Below are 16,735 nucleotides of genomic sequence, written 5' to 3' on the forward strand. Positions count from 1 at the left end.
ATATAATTTAAGTGTTATAAACAGTTGACTCTCACATAATGTCATTGTTTAAGATAAATTTAAGCTTCGAAGTAGATGTAATTTATAGGAGGAATTCATGTTTAAAATAGGGGACTTTTCAAAACTATCTTCCATTAGTATACGTATGTTGAGACACTACGATAAAGTAGAGTTATTGCAACCAGTAAAAGTTGATGAACAAAGTGGTTATCGATACTATTCAGCATCCCAATTAAAGAAAGTAAATCAAATTCAAACGTTAAAAGATATGGGATTTAATATAGCTACCATTAAAGAAATAATAGAATGCAATAATATAGATGGCATTAAGGAGCAATTTTTAAATCGTAGTGTTCAAATTAAAGAAGACATGTATAACCTCCAAAAACAATTACGTCTTCTCGAAGACTCAATGAAAACGATGAGAGAGGATGTAGTTGAGATGAGTTATCATGTTTCAATAAAAGAAATTCCAGAAAGAAATATAGCTAGTGTTAGAAAGATTATTCCATCGTATAATTGCGAAGGTGATTTATGGAGTATATTAATGCAAGAAATTCAAATGGAGAATATTAGTATTGACCATCCGAGTTATAGTATTGCGGTTTTCCATGATCGTGAATACAAAGAAAATGATGTAGATATAGAAATACAGCTAAGTATTCTAGGTAAGCACGAAAATACAAAAGACGTTACATTTAAAAATGTGGAATCAGCTAATGTAGCTTCTATAACAGTTAATGGAAGTTATGAACAGATGACAGCTGTAAATGAGGCTGCGGCAAAATGGATTGAGACAGAAGGTTACAAATTAGTAGGCCCGATGTTTAATATTTATCATGTGAGCCCAGCGATGGAGTCAGACCCTAATAAGTGGGTTACAGAAGTTTGTTATCCAGTTAAATGATGATAAAAAAAAGGCATTATAATATGCCTTTTTTCTTTATAAACTTATCCGTAATTGCAATTAACCAATCATACATAATTATCTTGCCTTCCATCATAGTTTTCGTATTGGACTATATAGTGCAATAAAAACTTCAACTAGCTTCGTGAAAGCAGCTAAAGCAAATACAAAGACAGGATTATAGGCTGAAATAATGCCTCCTACTAATGCCCCGAGTGGCATAGCTAATCGTGTAAGTACACGTGAAAATCCTAAAACTCTTCCTTGCATATTTGATGGAACTGTTTCCTGACGGACTGAGGCTACAATTGTATTCCATGCAATATTGCAAGTCATTGCAATACCGAAAGCAATTCCGGGAGCTAACCAATATGTACTCCATAAAGCGATTGTTAATCCAAATGTACCTAATAATAGGAGTAAAGGGATAAGTAGGCCACGCCGGAATTTCTTTTCTAAAGGGACCGCAATAAAGCTACCTAAAAGTCCTCCAATCCCAATTAAAGTATAGTTATAACCACTTTGTGCAGAGGTAAGATGTAATGTGGATAATAAATAATACATAAGTACACCTAAAACAGCACTTGCACCAAAATTCCCTACCATAGCTTGAAGTGATAAAGATATATTTAACTGATCCTTTTTTAGCCATTTAAATCCATCAAATAAATCTGTTAATATATTTTGAAATGAATTTTTATCTTCAGTTCTCTTATTTTTGTTTTTGATAGACGGTAACATCATCACAGCAATTAATGTTGCAATAAAAGAAAGAACATTAATCCAAAGTACATGAAACCCACCAATAAATGAAATGAAAACTCCGGCTATCATTGGGCCAAACAAACTAGCCAATTGATTGACCATTTGATATAAAGAATTAGCCTTCGTTAATGATGCACCCGCGATGTGTGGAATGACTGTAATAGTTGTTACATCAAAAAGCATGGACATAACTGCTAGGATAAAAGTAATTACGTATAAATGCCAGACTTCTAATAGATGCAATGTATGTAGAATTGGTACGAAACTTACTAAAATAATATTGGTAATATCCACTATCCAAAGCAATTTTTTTCGATCGTATCGATCAATCATTACACCAACTAAAGGTCCAAATAAAACGATTGGTAATACGTTAATAGCAAATAAAGAACTCATAATTACAGCTGAACCGGTTAATTGATAGGCAATCCAAGGTAACGCAAAAGTATATAGTGAATCCCCAATTCGTGAAATGAGTAAACCCAAAATAAAAATCTTGTATTCTTTAGAAAAAGTTGTCTTTATGGTAAACCTTCGTTCTTGTATAAATTTCACACTGCTTGAACCACCTTTATTATAGAGGAATTTGAAAATAATCCGTCCAATATTTGTTATGTATAGAATTCTATGATTCTTTTGTGAATCCTACTTTTTAGATGTATTTTTAAATTTTAAGGAGGAAATAAAATGAAGGTAGTTTTTTGATTGAAGGTTATTTAAGAACATAACAAAATTATAGTAAACTAGTTTGTGAGATAGTTAATTTAGGAGGGGAAATATTGATATATATAGATAAGAATGTACGAACATCTGGTGCATATGTAATGTATAAGAATTCATTTGTTTTTCAAGTGGGACCAACGAGTTAAGGGGATACATTAGGTGTAGTAAGACTTGGAGGACATAAAGAAGCGGATGAAACAGCAGTAGAAACTGCTAAAAGAGAAGTGAAAGAAGAAGCTTCTATTGATATTACTATATTGAATTCACCAACTACATATTATAAAGAGTATTGGAATGCACAATCAAAGAAAATAAAAGTAGAAAATAAAGTCAATCCAATATTAATTATTGATAGCCCAGATGAAAGTTTATCAATCATGTATGTTGCCTATTCAAAGATGCTACCTAAACCATCTTCTGAAACAAAAGGACTACTATTACTTTCATTGAATGATATTGAATTAATTTGGACGGGGAAAATAACATTAAATGATTATATCAATCAAGGCGGGAATGCTATTTTAAAAGAAAAAATGAATAAAAATTTAATCTTACAACCTTTTCCACAACTATTATTTTTAGCAGAACTTTTAAAAGAAGATCCTATATTACTATATCACTTTCTAAATTAATAATAGCCTCCTTTATACTAGTTAATACAAGGAGGCATTCAATTTTTAATAATTAATGATAGGTGTACCCTCCATCAGGAAACAATACATTGCCTGTAGTAAAACTATTTTGCATTAAATATAGAACAGTATGTGCAATTTCATCATTATGCCCAGGCCTTTTTACAAGAGAAAGAGATTTATAAGCTTCATAAGCAGTTAGTCTATTTTCGTTTTGTTCGTGTTCCCTCCGTATCGTTCCAGGAGAGACAACATTAACTCGAATTGGAGCTAATTCAACAGCTAAAGCTTTCCCTAAACTTTCAATAGCACCATTACAAGCTCCGTAAGCAGGTGCCCCTTTAAGTGGCCGTTGACTAAATGCACCGGACATTAACACGATCGATCCAGAGTTTGAAAGAAAAGGAATTGCATATTTTACGGCATAATATTGTGGCCAAAACTTTCCAATGAAGCTGCTTTCAGCAATATCATTTGTAGCGGTTATTGGTCCAAGTGTGTAAGAAGCTCCTGGTGTGAACAAATGATCAAAATTCCCAACCTTTTTGAAAAAACCTTGTAATTGGTTTGTATCCTGATTATCGAGTACATAAGTTTGAAGATGATTGTTATTTATTACTTCTTGAGCGACCATTAATTTTTCTTTCGAACGCCCTGCAATAATAACATGTGCTCCTTGTTCAATTGCTTGTTCTGCTGTTGCAAATCCAATACCAGAACTCCCACCAATGATAACGATACGGCTACCTTTTAATGTAGTTATAGACATATTTAAGCCACTCCCTTAATAAAAACTTTAAAATAAAACTGTTATGCCTTTTATTATTCGCTAAAAGATAGCAAGTGAAAAGTACGCACTTTATATGTACATAGTCACAAATTTCGTACTAATCGCTATTTATGTGGATAAGTAATATGAAAAATAGCTAAATATGTTTTATGCTATCTGAGGAGAGGTGAGAAAATGGATTTACAAGAACCGAAGTTAAAAGGGGTAATAGCAACATTACAAATAATCGGTGGAAAATGGAAGCCACTCATTTTATTTATTTTGCTAACAGATGGAACGAAACGATTTGGTGAATTAAAGCGATTAATACCCGATATATCTCAGGGGACATTAGCGAAGCAATTACGTGAATTAGAGCAAGATCAACTAATAAAACGTGAAATTTATCAAGAAATACCACCTAAAGTAGAATATAGCTTAACTGAACATGGAAAAACAGTGAGTACAGTTTTGGATAGTATGTGCAGTTGGGGAAGAGCGCATTTAGAATATATCGATAAAGATAAACTATAAAATTATTATGTAAACTTAATGTAGTGTGAAGTGAAATATTGTTTTAATAATTTTTATTTTATAATATATAATTAAATAGTGTTGCAGGTTATTATACATATTTAATTCGTTTTTACAAAGGGGGGTATAAGGTGAATGAATTAGAGTACAAAAGCTTTTATGATAAAGTAGGAAGAGTAAATGGCTGGGATTTTAGTAAAGTAAAATGTGAAACTGTAGGAGATACATGGGATTTTTATGGAGAAGTGAAAGAAAGATGTAAACTATCAGACACTTTACTTGATGTTGGTACAGGTGGAGGGGAAAATGTACTTAACATAGCATCTTCAGCTAAATTGCTAATTGGAATTGATAATTCTAATGGCATGATTGAAACGGCACATTCCAATTTAAAAAAATCAAGTGTACAAAATGTTGAGTTTTTTCAAATGAATTCTGAAGCGTTAACGTTTCCGCTTGCCCATTTTGATATCGCTTCTAGTTGTCACGCACCGTTTATAGCATCTGAATTAGCAAAAGTAATGAAACAAGGTGCTTTTTTCTTAACGCAACAAGTTTGCGAACATGATAAATTAAATCTTAAGGAAGCATTTGGACGAGGACAATGCTTAGGTGAAAGAGATGGCACATTAAAAGAAAAGTATATGAGTGAACTTATTAGTGCAGGATTTGAACTCGTGCAAGTACGTGAATATGATGTGACTGATTATTACAGTACGCCTGAAGATCTTATTTTCTTATTAAAACATACGCCTATTATTCCTAGATTTGGAGAAGAGAAAGAGGATTTTACTATTTTACAAAAGTTTATTGATGCTAATAGCTCTGAAAAAGGTATTCGCACGAATTCAAAAAGGTTTATGATTATTGCTGTTAAATTATAACGTATTATAGCGTAAAAGCTGTTTTTCTTGTATAGAAAAGCGGCTTTTTGTGTAAAAAAGAATGCAAGAAAAACTTAAAAATGTTCCGTTATTGATGGTGGGTATTAAACAAAAAGATTTTTGGAGCTAACATATTCATACTAAAGTTATAGTTTTCATTTGAAAAATCCATCCTTCCGTTTGATTCTATCTATTTATAAATGTAATACAATACGAATAGATAATAAGAACGAGGGGGAATGTAGTGTGATTACACATATATCAGATATAAAACTACAAACAGTTTCTATAGAAGGGGTAAAACAAGTTTATAGGGAAGTATTATCTTTTCCAATAAAAAAAGAAACAGCATCCTACATTCAATTTGAAGTAACACCGTATACAACAATTAGTTTTCAAGAAGTGTATGAGCCAATTGCACCTGCGCACTTCGCCTTTGAAATTTCATATTCAAAATTTCATGAAACAGCAAAATGGCTTGAAAAGTCTGGGTTACTTATTGTGAAATGGAAAGATGGAAATACAATTGGTGAGAAGAACGAGCTATTCAATTTATACTTTAAAGACGGAGATGGAAACCTTCTTGAAATTATCGCACATAGTTATGTTAAAGAGGAGGTATTAGTACCACAGTCACCTTTAAACATTTTATACGTAAGGGAAATTGGTCTTCCTGTTAAAAGTGTTCCTGTTTTTAGGGAATGGCTGAAATCAAATCTAAATATGAAAACGATGGAAGATGGGGACATTTTTAACTTTGTAGTTGGAGGCACTGCATATATTGTTGCAACATGGTGGCAGCGACCTTGGATTCCGATTGCGATGAAAGCTTTACCACCGAAAGTACATGTTTCTTTCGGAACACCGGATCCCGCACTTTTACAGCAGGTCCAAATCAACTTTAAGAAAAATAGTATACCATTTGAATGTAAGAATAATGAAATATCATTTATTGAACAGGGATATACATTTTCGATTGTGCATACACCAGAGTTTCCTTCCGATATTCCTAGTAAATTAAACTTACCGCTTTCTATTTAAGGATAGAAAGTGGTAAGTTTTTTATATTTTCATGGAGAAGGGTTTCAGCTTAATTACACTGAATTTATAGAGTAGTATAAGATGTTAGCTTAATTTACTGTAAGGAGAGAAATAAATTGAATTTAGGAAATCCGATAGCAAAAGGGAATACTGCGGAAATTTACCTCTATGAGACTAAAGTTGTAAAATTATTTAAAGAATATCTTCCAGATACAGAGTCTATGAATGAAGCAAAAAAACAAAAATATGCTTATTCATGTGGGCTACCAGTTCCAAACGTATTTGAAGTGACAAAGATACAAAATAGACAGGCAATTATTATGGAATACGTAAAAGGAGACAGTATAGGTGAGCTCCTGCTTAATAATCTAAAAGAGGCAGACTATTACATAAATATTTGTGTGAATGAACAAAAAAAGATTCATTCTATTTGTGTAAAGTCAGATGAAATAGAATCAATGAGAGAAAAGTTAGAGCGTCAAATTAAATCTGTACATAAATTAGATGAAAAACAAAAAGAAAATATATTGAATAAGTTACATTCAATCAAATTTGAGCCTAGATTATGTCATGGGGATTTCCATCCGTTTAACTTAATTATGAGTAATAATAATGTGAAAATTATAGACTGGGTAGATGCTAGTTCAGGTGACATTCGCGCAGATTTGTTTCGGACATACTTGTTGTACTCACAATCTTCGGTAGAAGTAGCTGAAAAGTATTTGCATATTTATTGCAGAAATACTGGATTATCGAGAGATGAGATTTTTCAATGGGCACCTATTATTATTGCGGCTAGAATATCTGAAAATGTAACTGCTACAAACATTGAATATTTAAATGATTTGGTAGCGCAGTATTGTAATTAAAGAAAAGCTCTTCCTAAATTTATTTTTTATTATATCCGTTCTAACAATGCAAATGGATGAGTAAGGTTATTGAGATTTGTAATCGGTTATTACATTTGTAAAGAAGGAGTCCATTTTATGAAAACTGGTGAACCAATTTCAATGCATACTGAATTTGAGCAAGTTGCTCCAGCACTACAGATTTCGAAACTATATAAGCGTTTCGGAGAATTTATTGCAGTTAATCATATTAATTTAATTGTGCCAAGAGGCTCTTTTTACGGAGTTGTTGGGCCTAATGGAGCAGGAAAAACTACATCTTTATCGATGGCTGTTGGTTTGTTACGGCCGGATGGAGGGAACGCTAAAGTTTTTGGGATTGATGTTTGGAGTAATCCAAAACAAGCTAAAACGCTGATTGGAGTATTACCAGATGGATTAGCTTTACCGGAAAGACTTACTGGTCGCGAATTATTAACATATATGGGATTGTTAAGAGGGATGAATGCCAAGGAAGTTGCTAAGCGGACAGAAGAACTACTTACAATATTAGAGTTAAATAATACTGAGGGAACTCTCGTTATTAATTATTCTACTGGTATGCGTAAGAAAATCGGCCTTGCACTTGCACTTCTTCATGCGCCAAAGTTACTCGTTCTTGATGAACCGTTTGAGGCGGTAGATCCCATTTGTGCAGTTACTATTAAAAAGATTTTACAGAAATTTGTTAGTTCGGGTGGTACTGTAGTATTTTCAAGTCATGTCATGGCGTTAGTTGAACAACTTTGTGATCACGTTGCGATTATTTCGAAAGGGGGAGTGGTTTCGTCTGGAAAGATGGAGGATATTTGTGGTGAAGAAAAACTAGAGGATATTTTCATTCGATTAGTAGGAAAACCCGCCGTTAAAGGAGGGGAATTGTCTTGGTTAGTGTTCTAATGCAAATGAAGTTATCAATACTTAAACATTCAATGAATGGTGGCAGGAAAGTTCTATTTATTATGACAGGATTAATAGGTTTATTGCTAGCAATTGGAACCATTATTCTTTTTTCCTTTTATCCTACGGAACAAGCCATATCAAAAAACATTCTATATGTAACGTTCACAATTTGGACAGTAGGATGGATGTTAGGTCCGATACTTAGTGGGGGAGATGGAATATTGCGTACAGAATATTTTGTATTGCTTCCACTTAATCCTTATAAATTAGCTAGAACGCTTCTCGTTGTATCTTTTATAGGATTAGGACCAATCGTTAGTTTTATTGCTTTTATAGGATTATTAATTTACGCAGCCAGAATTAGCTTATATGCAACTATAGTTGCAGTTCCAGCAATTATTTTACAGTTAATTTTTGTGGTGTTGTTATCGAAAGTTATAATTAGTCTTATGGGGGAAGCGATGAGATCAAGAGCAGGTATGGAAATAGGAGCGATGTTTATTGGTCTCATCATTGCATTTTTAAATGTGGGTTGGTATGCACTTCCAGTAATCAATAGAATAATATTTCATGATACCGCAATATTTTACATGCTTCCATCTAGTTGGACAATACTTGCTGTAGAATATGCAATTCAATCTAATTGGTTATTAGTTTTTGTATTCTTAAGTGCGATAACAATATTTTGTTGGTTTCTTTTATTTATATGGACTACATTATTGACTAGAAGTACAGTAAGAAATTCTAAAGAAGTTCAAGGGAAGATTACTAATAAGCATTATAAAAAAGTTTTTAAAATCTTTTATGAAACTAAAATAGGAGCAATCATAACAAAGGAGCTAAAAAGTTGGGGGAATGATCCACAACGAGGTCGATTCTTACGGATGGGCATATGGATAGGCGTATTTTATGGAATTATAGTTACAACTGCTGATATACCATACTTAATACCCTGGGCAGGGGTAATTATGATTGTATTTACAAGTATGTTCACTTGTAATTTATATGGCTTCGATGGAAGTGCATTATGGTTAACATTGCTGACACCTGGGGCAGAAAGGATTGACGTGCGTGGTCGTCAATTAGCTTGGTTGATAGCTATTGGTCCTGTAGCAATTTTAACTACAATAATTTTCACTTTTACTAGCGGACTTACTTTCGTTTACCCATGGGTCTTTGCAGTAGTCCCAGCTTTACTTGGTGGGGCAGTCGGCCTTATTGTCTTATTTTCTGTAGTTAATTTAATTCCAATTACTGATCCACATCGTCGTGGAAGAGGAACGATAATATCTGGTGACGATATGAATGCGAGTAAAATGTTTATAACCACGTGGCTCATGCTGCTGATGGTGCTAGTAACTACGATACCCGCTTTACTAGTTGTATGGTTAGGAACATCATTACATATACAATTCATACAATGGTTAGGTGTACCGACTGGAATTTGTACGGGGGTGTTTTTAGCATGGCTATTTGGGCGCATCGCTTACACAAAACTTGAAAGGAATGGCCCTGAGTTGCTATTTGAAATGAAAAGTGGGCTGAAAATTAACAGTGATAATCACAAAAAGAAATTTTACAATAAAGCAAGTGAATTACCGAAGAACAAACTTGCTGTTGTTGTTCTTCTTGTGTTTATGGGAATCTTTTTCTTAGTTCACCAAAGTATAGTGCCGATTGTCTTTGAAATGTTTGATGTGGAAGAAAGAGTCCGTCTTTTCTTTCTTCCGCGCTACCTTCCTCATATTGCTCGTATTCCTGTAAGTATCATTTTCGCTGTACTAGGTATTACGTTTTTGTATAAAGCAATATTAATTAAGAAACAGCACGTAAAAGAATCACAACTAATAAAAGATGATATGTAAAACCTTCCTAATTAATCGAGTTTTTAGCGGATGTTGTTCAACTATAGTTACGTAGTTAAACAATATTCGCTTTACATATTTATTAAGGAATAATTATTTTCAAGTTTTAACCTATAAAGATTCATTATTCGTATTTGTTCCTCAGTTAATTCCTCTTTATTCCAATACATATGCATTAAACTATATTCAAAAATCTCCTTTAATTTTATAAACAATGGAAACTTGTCTATCATCTCTTTTGGGAGTTCATTTTCTTCTTGATATCCTTCAAATAGTGCTTTTGTAATAGAGTGCTCGTAGTCAACGATATTCCCATTCCCAACAAATGAGTATTCTATCGCACTATAAATAGGAACGGCTAAATCGAATATATAAAAATGTTTTTCGCAGTCTTGAAAATCTATCATTGTTAAGTTTGAATTATTTTCGACTAAAATGTTTTCTAACCATAAATCTCCGTGAATTAAGCCGTAATTTGAAATGGATTTTTGTAGCTCTTTTATAGAAGTTAAAACGTCTGATGCAATTTCTCTTATAGTAGTTTCTTCTTGAGGGATATACTTAAGAAAATTATATTCTTCATTTTCATACCAATCGTTTATATGTTTAACTGGTTTAGTCTTTTCAAAGCTTTTAGAAATACGATGTAATTTTCCAATTTGTTTACCAAGCTTTTTAAATATTTTAGAATCCCATTCGTACTTTGGTAAATGTATACCAGGCGCAGCTTTATATAATACGGCAAAAATCTCTTTATCTAATGTTAACTTTTCTACAAAATTCCCTTGCAATGAAGGAATGATTGGTGGAACAGATAAACCGTTTTGGTATAAAAAATTCGTATATGTAACTTCTTCTAATTGTTCTTTATACGTTTTATAGTTTGTAATTCTAATGAAGTATGTACCTTGTTCTGTGAGACATTTATACATTTCATTTGTTATTGGTGTAATGTTAATAAAATTCAACGGATATAGTTTATTTATGAATTGAAGTATTTCTTTTTCTAGTTTGTTCATAGTAATGTCCTTTCCAAACTTTTATTTTTTAATTAGAGAATCAAAAGAATCTTATTTTACAAAATTCGAGTTTCATTTTTGAAATCCTTTAAAATGAAATATGATATACATTGTCTTTTAATAATTAGTTAGATGTTGCCAGTATACGATTTAACACTAAATTGAAAAATGAATAGAAGGTATGTCAAAATAAGATAGGTAAAAAATATAAAACCAATACTTATATATAGATTTTACAGAATGGCTCATGTTATAAAACACAAGAAATATCAAAAGAATGAAACGCACTTCTCTTATACTTTTATATAAGGAGTGAATGAAATGAATGAACATATACAGCAGATGATTGATTGGATTGAGCGCAATTTGAAAAAGGGATTTTCATTAGATGAATTATCTCGTTATATGGGGTATTCTCCTTATTATTGCTCTTTTAAATTTCATCAAGTAACGGGTTTCAGTATTAGACGTTATATTCTTCTTAGAAGGTTGTATTTATCTACAGAAGATTTAAAGAATGGTAGGAAAATAATTGAGATCGCATTGGATTACGATTACTCTTCCCAAGAGGCTTATAGTAGAGCTTTCAAAAATGTTTTTGGAATGAATCCAAGAGAATACCAACTTAGCAAAATGCCTATTCAATCATTTGTTAAACTAAATTTAAATAAAGAAGGGGCGTTTCATATGAATATTTCTAGAAAATTAGAGGTTGAACAGTTACGAAATAGGAAGAGTGAGCTATTTGATAAAGAAGTACTTAACATATTAAATGGTCAAGTTATGTATGAAGAATTTAAAAACGAAAAGTTAATGGGTGATTCTGATTATGCACCATTTAATGAGGCGATGTGTGTGAACCCCGCTACTATAAAAGTTTTTGATGACGATTTTATTAAAACAAGAGCGGAAGGACACAACAGTTCCGTAGAGAGTTATACAAAAAAGGTTATAGATCCGTTAGAAAAACTTTTTACGAAAAAGTATAAATGTATTGTTTTATGGTTTGGTGAAGATATGTTTTGCCAAATGAATCTGCTTACAATACTTTCATACCTTGAACAGTCTTATTATGAAGGGAAAGTATATTTGAATAGTTTCAGAGAGGATGAATTTAAAGTAAGTCAAACTGAAATAAAGTTAGAAAACTATCACTCTGCATATAAAGAAGTGCTCGTGAATCATGAAAAACCATCTATTGAAACATTGCCAGTAATGTATCAGGCTATAGACTTATTTTTAGAAATGCTAAAAGAAGATAATGCAGTAGTGAAATTTATCTCTAAAAATAAAGATTTATCAACTCAAGAATTATTAACGAAGTTGTTTCACCTTTTTCCTACAATCGGATATGGTGATACTCAGTACATAGAGCTGATTAATAAAATAAAGAAGAAAGCTACACCTAAAATATAGGTGCAGCTTTCTTCTTATATTTGTTCAAGTACTTCTAACTCTTTTTCCACAAATCGCATCAGTTCTTTAATTGTTTCACCAGAAAAATCAAAACGAATTCCAGCTGCATCATACACTTCTTTTATAGATTGCGAGCTTCCTAGTGATAATGCCTTTTTATAATTTTCTAGTGCTTGCTTAGGATCCTCTTTATATTGTTTATACATTTGTAATGCACCAAGTTGGGCGATCGCATATTCAATATAATAAAATGGTACTTCAAAAATATGGAGTACAGGTAACCAACTCGTTGCTATCCAGTTTTCGTAGCCATCAATATGTATGACGTTAGACTGATAATGTTTTTGAAGTTGTAAGTATTTTTCATTTCTTTCTTCAGAAGTATGAGTTGGATTTTCATACAGCCAGTGTTGAAATTGATCGACAATAAGCATAACAGGTAAATATGAAATAACATCTTTAAAGAAGTTAATTTTTGCTTGTTTTAAATCTTTTTTGTCTGTATAGAAGGTATCCCAATAATTAAGCGAGAATAATTCCATTGTCATACTGGCTAGTTCAGCTGTTTCAGCGGGAATTTCTATATACTGTCGTAATTTTAATGATTTTATAAGTTCGTTATGAATACTATGCCCCATTTCATGTATAAAAGTGATAATATCATCCTGTGTATAATTTAAGTTCATAAAAATAAATGATAATTGTGAAGCTGGTAAGTACTCACAAAAGCCTCCAGCTGCTTTTCCTTTGCGACTTATTAAATCAAGACAATCGTGTTTATTCAATCGGTTTAATAGTGTTGAAAATTCAACATCTAGTTTATTAAAGATATGAGTGCTCTTTTCAATTAAATCATTTTCATTTGCAATTGGTTTAAGTACTTTTTGATCTGGAGTTACAGCTGATACATCCCACGGGCGAAGCGTATCCACTTGTAGTTTCTCTTTTTTCTCTAGTAATATTTTATCTTTAAGAGGTACAACATACTTACGTATGGATTCAGCTAGTTCATAGCAATCTTTCGCCGAATAATCAAAACGTTCGTATTTCTTGAACATATAATCACGATAATTCTCTAGTTGAATATTTTTTGCTTTTTGATGGCGAATTTCAATTAATTGATTTAATATGTTTTGGAGTTCTTTTTCAACAGATAAAAATTGTTCAGAAATAATGGTTTTTGCCTTTTTACGGATATCACGATTCGAATCTTGTAAATAGGATTGTAATTCTGTTATCGTTTTTTCTTCTCCGTCCCAAATTCCACTTAATCCTCCAGTGATTTCAAAATACTCTGTGACTAATTTGTCTTCCTTTATTTCTAATTCGATATTTTCCTCACAAAATAACTTTTGAGCATTTTTTATTTTTGTATCTAATAAACCATATACGTTAGAATCTAATTCCATTCGAAAAGGTGACTCTAAATATTTATTATCCAATAAATTTTGGTACCGCTTTAAAAGTGGCTTTACAAATTGTTGATCATGTTCAAAAGTATCCTTTGTTTCTTCATCATCCGTATTACATTGAAAGGCGATATAATGTGATCTTAATTGTTCTTCGATTTCCCAAATCACTTTTGACTGCTCTTTTAACCAGTTTTCTAGGTCTAGTTTTGAAGAAATCTTTTTATTTAATAAAGACGAAAGAGTTTTTTCTAATTGTAGTACATTACTAATATCAATCGTATTTAAACGTTGCATTATATATCCCTCACTTTTTATTTATTCATGAAAATATTCTACTTATTAATTGTAATTTCCTTTTTAAGAGGAGGAAATATGAAATAATGTTAAATTTAAAAATTATAGAAGGTATTTATATGTGAAAGTAAAAGTTTATCGTAAATGAAAATTTACGGAGGGAAGTACAATGAAAAGAGGAAAGAAGTTGATTGTATTTTTATTTTCAATTGCTTTATTGTGTGCTTGTGAGCCTGAAATGGAAGAATCCAAAAGTGAAGATTCTATAGTGATAGATATTGCTACAGCGACAGTCAAGGAGGAATCATTTTTTAGTGCTGCTATATGGGATGAAAAGGAAAGAATAGTAGATTTAGAGATTGCTGATAGCGAAAATGCTAACGAAATAAAAAAAGAAATTAATAAAAGATTGCAAATTCAAGGCATTATGTCCTATAAAGTAAATATATCTCAAAGAAACAAGGAGATTGTAAATGCAGAACATAGATGGGAGTTAGTTTTTGGACAGATATTTGATGACGTATTCAGAAAGAATGGATATGAAGGGTTTGGGATTCAGCAAATAAATTATAAAAAGAATCAGCCTGTTACCATTGATATAAAAACTAAGATTAGCAATGAGGAAGTAGGGGCAAGAGAACTTGGACAGAGAATAGAAAACGAAGTGGAAGGTGTGCTTAAAACAGAAGCAGTAAAGAAATGGATTGAAAATGATTCATATGTTATTGGGATTTCCGATATAGATGATCGGAAAATTAACAAATTGAGGAATGATTGCTATATAAATGAAAAATCGATGTAATTAAATATAGAATTGTTGAAGGAGGTGTAATATGTATAAGTATTTACATATTTTAAACGATATAGAAAACATGATTCAATATGGAGTGATAAAAGAAGGAAAGAAATTACCGTCTATACGATCGCTTGTTGCGCAATATGAATGCAATAAGGCGACAGTTATACGGGCACTACATGAATTAGAAAAGCGTCATATTATATATTCTGTCCCTCAAAGTGGATACTACGTAGTTAAGAAATCGGGGAGTACTATAGAAAGTAACGAGATAATTGATTTTGCTTCTTCAGCACCAGATCCAGATGTTTTCCCATATTTAGATTTTCAGCATTGCATTAATAAGGCTATTGATACTTATAAAAATGATTTGTTCGTATACGGAACACCGAAAGGGTTACCGTCTTTAATTCCAGTCATTCAAAAACAGTTGGCAAATTATCAAGTGTTCACGAAAGAAGACAATATTTTTATAACGTCAGGCGTGCAACAGGCACTTGCAATATTAACTTCTATCCCATTTCCAAATGAAAATGAAACAATATTAGTTGAACAGCCAACGTATCATTTATATATAGAATATCTAGAAATAAATAAAGTTCCAGTAATCGGTATTAAACGTACGAATGAAGGTATTGATTTAAATGAATTGGAGCGTATTTTTCGAACTGGTAACATAAAATTCTTTTATACAATACCAAGATATCATCATCCACTTGGAACTTCTTATTCTAAAGATGAGAAAGAAAAAATCGTACTATTGGCTAAGAAATACAATGTATTTATAGTAGAAGATGATTATTTAGCAGATTTAGAAACAGATTCAAAAGCCGATCCGTTATATAGCTTGGATCATGGTAATTATGTTATATATTTAAAAAGTTATTCGAAGATTATTTTTCCTGGTTTACGGGTTGGAGTTGCGGTCATTCCATCGTCTATTGCAAATGATTTCTATACATACAAAAAGATACTAGATATTGATAGTCCCATGATATCTCAAGCTGCTTTAGAAATTTATATAAAGAGTGGCATGTTCGAACGCCATAAAAATAAAATTAAATCTTCCTATAATAATAGATCTAAAAAACTAGCAGAAGCATTAGAAAGAATGCATAGTGAAAACCCGCTTTTATTCACATATAAAAAGCAAAATACAATTGGAATCCATACTTGTTTAGAAGTACATAAAACAAGTATTTCGGACATGTTGATACAAAGACTAAGTGAAATACAAATCAGTATTGATTCGATTGATAAAAATTATGTGAGAGGTTTTCCAAAACAAAGACTATTAAAGTTAAACGTATCGAATGTAAAGGAAGATAGGATTGAGGAAGGAATTCGTAAAGTAGTGGAGGAAATCAAACAAGTGGAACGTCTAAATTTTCAATTTAAAAAAGAATAAATTGAATTAGGAGGTTTGTTGTGAGACGCAAAATGATTCTCTTGTTTGTGTGTATCACTGCAATAATTGGAGCTATAGTTGTGACTAATTATTATAAAAAATATGATCAATGCATTGCAGTTGGTAAGTATTCAAGAGGTATTATCATAGGTCAAAATAACGAACCTATATTTAATGTGAAAATTTATGAAGGTTCTATTAAAGGTAAGGAACGCAGTATTTCAAATGCAGAAGGTGAATTTGAAATACTAGATGGAGTTTGTGGTGAGATTGTATTACAATTCGTTACTCCAGATGGAGAAATCTATACGAAGAAATATGATAGGAAGCATATACCAAAAGTTTAAAGCTTAAATAGAAACATAAAGGTGAATAAGATGAAACCATTACGGAGAAAAGTAGCAGTTGTGGCCGGAGCAATTATATATGTAACTGGATAATTATTTGTTTTTTAAGAGCACTCTTAGCAAAGGGTGCTCT

15 protein-coding genes and 1 pseudogene are annotated in these 16,735 nt (G+C 31.8%); 12 read left to right on the plus strand and 4 right to left on the minus strand.

Annotated features, from left to right (window positions below; translation table 11 throughout):
• The first annotated feature begins 97 nt into the window (after positions 1-97).
• A complete protein-coding gene (locus tag AC2CGR_RS07835) occupies positions 98-907 on the plus strand; it encodes a MerR family transcriptional regulator (protein ID WP_071716425.1) in 810 nt (269 codons plus the stop codon).
• 93 nt (positions 908-1,000) lie between these two features.
• Here the strand turns inward: AC2CGR_RS07835 and AC2CGR_RS07840 are convergent, their stop codons facing one another.
• Entirely contained in the window at positions 1,001-2,227 is a 1,227-nt protein-coding gene (locus tag AC2CGR_RS07840; RefSeq protein ID WP_270185195.1) for an MFS transporter, read from the minus strand.
• A gap of 224 nt (positions 2,228-2,451) precedes the next feature.
• Between AC2CGR_RS07840 and AC2CGR_RS07845 the strand changes: the two are divergent.
• Positions 2,452-3,027: pseudogene (locus AC2CGR_RS07845) on the plus strand (NUDIX hydrolase).
• A 52-nt stretch (positions 3,028-3,079) separates the two neighbouring features.
• On the opposite strand, the gene AC2CGR_RS07850 reads toward AC2CGR_RS07845, so the two are convergent.
• A complete protein-coding gene (locus AC2CGR_RS07850; RefSeq protein ID WP_077316843.1) occupies positions 3,080-3,796 on the minus strand; it encodes an SDR family oxidoreductase in 717 nt (238 codons plus the stop codon).
• A 195-nt stretch (positions 3,797-3,991) separates the two neighbouring features.
• On the opposite strand from AC2CGR_RS07850, the gene AC2CGR_RS07855 reads away from it, so the two are divergent.
• The 6 genes from AC2CGR_RS07855 to AC2CGR_RS07880 all read left to right on the plus strand — a co-directional run bounded on the left by AC2CGR_RS07855 (position 3,992) and on the right by AC2CGR_RS07880 (position 9,910).
• Positions 3,992-4,330, plus strand: coding sequence for a winged helix-turn-helix transcriptional regulator (locus AC2CGR_RS07855; RefSeq protein WP_048554534.1), 339 nt, complete (start codon positions 3,992-3,994; stop codon positions 4,328-4,330).
• Between the two features lie 131 nt (positions 4,331-4,461).
• Entirely contained in the window at positions 4,462-5,214 is a 753-nt protein-coding gene (locus AC2CGR_RS07860; RefSeq protein ID WP_270185194.1) for a class I SAM-dependent methyltransferase, read from the plus strand.
• A gap of 246 nt (positions 5,215-5,460) precedes the next feature.
• Positions 5,461-6,255 (plus strand): VOC family protein, encoded by a 795-nt coding sequence (locus tag AC2CGR_RS07865; protein ID WP_131102210.1) that lies wholly within the window; start codon positions 5,461-5,463, stop codon positions 6,253-6,255.
• A gap of 116 nt (positions 6,256-6,371) precedes the next feature.
• Entirely contained in the window at positions 6,372-7,124 is a 753-nt protein-coding gene (locus AC2CGR_RS07870; protein WP_131102212.1) for a phosphotransferase family protein, read from the plus strand.
• A 117-nt stretch (positions 7,125-7,241) separates the two neighbouring features.
• Positions 7,242-8,042 carry an ABC transporter ATP-binding protein gene (locus tag AC2CGR_RS07875; RefSeq protein WP_087965209.1) on the plus strand — a complete coding sequence of 267 codons (801 nt, stop codon included), beginning with the start codon at positions 7,242-7,244 and terminating at the stop codon, positions 8,040-8,042.
• Positions 8,027-9,910, plus strand: coding sequence for a hypothetical protein (locus tag AC2CGR_RS07880; RefSeq protein WP_087953687.1), 1,884 nt, complete (start codon positions 8,027-8,029; stop codon positions 9,908-9,910). The genes AC2CGR_RS07875 and AC2CGR_RS07880 overlap by 16 nt, the downstream gene beginning before the upstream one ends.
• Before the next feature lie 71 nt (positions 9,911-9,981).
• Here the strand turns inward: AC2CGR_RS07880 and AC2CGR_RS07885 are convergent, their stop codons facing one another.
• Positions 9,982-10,929 (minus strand): phosphotransferase enzyme family protein, encoded by a 948-nt coding sequence (locus AC2CGR_RS07885; protein WP_270185193.1) that lies wholly within the window; start codon positions 10,927-10,929, stop codon positions 9,982-9,984.
• A gap of 321 nt (positions 10,930-11,250) precedes the next feature.
• On the opposite strand from AC2CGR_RS07885, the gene AC2CGR_RS07890 reads away from it, so the two are divergent.
• The gene (locus AC2CGR_RS07890; RefSeq protein WP_071725492.1) at positions 11,251-12,345 is read left to right on the plus strand and encodes a helix-turn-helix domain-containing protein; all 1,095 of its coding nucleotides are present in this window, start codon (positions 11,251-11,253) and stop codon (positions 12,343-12,345) included.
• Between the two features lie 14 nt (positions 12,346-12,359).
• Here AC2CGR_RS07890 and AC2CGR_RS07895 read toward each other — a convergent pair whose 3' ends face one another.
• Positions 12,360-14,051, minus strand: coding sequence for a M3 family oligoendopeptidase (locus AC2CGR_RS07895; RefSeq protein WP_484480710.1), 1,692 nt, complete (start codon positions 14,049-14,051; stop codon positions 12,360-12,362).
• Between the two features lie 169 nt (positions 14,052-14,220).
• Between AC2CGR_RS07895 and AC2CGR_RS07900 the strand changes: the two genes are divergently transcribed.
• From AC2CGR_RS07900 to AC2CGR_RS07910, 3 genes are read left to right on the plus strand one after another with little or no spacing between them, the layout of a single operon-like run.
• Positions 14,221-14,853 carry a DUF4030 domain-containing protein gene (locus AC2CGR_RS07900; protein ID WP_484480711.1) on the plus strand — a complete coding sequence of 211 codons (633 nt, stop codon included), beginning with the start codon at positions 14,221-14,223 and terminating at the stop codon, positions 14,851-14,853.
• 31 nt (positions 14,854-14,884) lie between these two features.
• A complete protein-coding gene (locus tag AC2CGR_RS07905; RefSeq protein WP_484480712.1) occupies positions 14,885-16,255 on the plus strand; it encodes an aminotransferase-like domain-containing protein in 1,371 nt (456 codons plus the stop codon).
• 20 nt (positions 16,256-16,275) lie between these two features.
• Positions 16,276-16,602, plus strand: coding sequence for a serine/threonine protein kinase (locus AC2CGR_RS07910; protein ID WP_071725496.1), 327 nt, complete (start codon positions 16,276-16,278; stop codon positions 16,600-16,602).
• Positions 16,603-16,735: the final 133 nt, after the last annotated feature.

This window comes from Bacillus sp. LSHTCR4 (assembly GCF_057197025.1).

Bases quoted from the DNA above. Each gene is read 5' to 3' on its own strand.
- AC2CGR_RS07850 (WP_077316843.1), bottom strand. From the start codon at position 3,796: ATGTCTATAACTACATTAAAAGGTAGCCGTATCGTTATCATTGGTGGG.
- AC2CGR_RS07905 (WP_484480712.1), top strand. From the start codon at position 14,885: ATGTATAAGTATTTACATATTTTAAACGATATAGAAAACATGATTCAA.
- AC2CGR_RS07895 (WP_484480710.1), bottom strand. From the start codon at position 14,051: ATGCAACGTTTAAATACGATTGATATTAGTAATGTACTACAATTAGAA.
- AC2CGR_RS07885 (WP_270185193.1), bottom strand. From the start codon at position 10,929: ATGAACAAACTAGAAAAAGAAATACTTCAATTCATAAATAAACTATAT.
- AC2CGR_RS07875 (WP_087965209.1), top strand. From the start codon at position 7,242: ATGAAAACTGGTGAACCAATTTCAATGCATACTGAATTTGAGCAAGTT.
- AC2CGR_RS07835 (WP_071716425.1), top strand. From the start codon at position 98: ATGTTTAAAATAGGGGACTTTTCAAAACTATCTTCCATTAGTATACGT.
- AC2CGR_RS07855 (WP_048554534.1), top strand. From the start codon at position 3,992: ATGGATTTACAAGAACCGAAGTTAAAAGGGGTAATAGCAACATTACAA.
- AC2CGR_RS07900 (WP_484480711.1), top strand. From the start codon at position 14,221: ATGAAAAGAGGAAAGAAGTTGATTGTATTTTTATTTTCAATTGCTTTA.
- AC2CGR_RS07890 (WP_071725492.1), top strand. From the start codon at position 11,251: ATGAATGAACATATACAGCAGATGATTGATTGGATTGAGCGCAATTTG.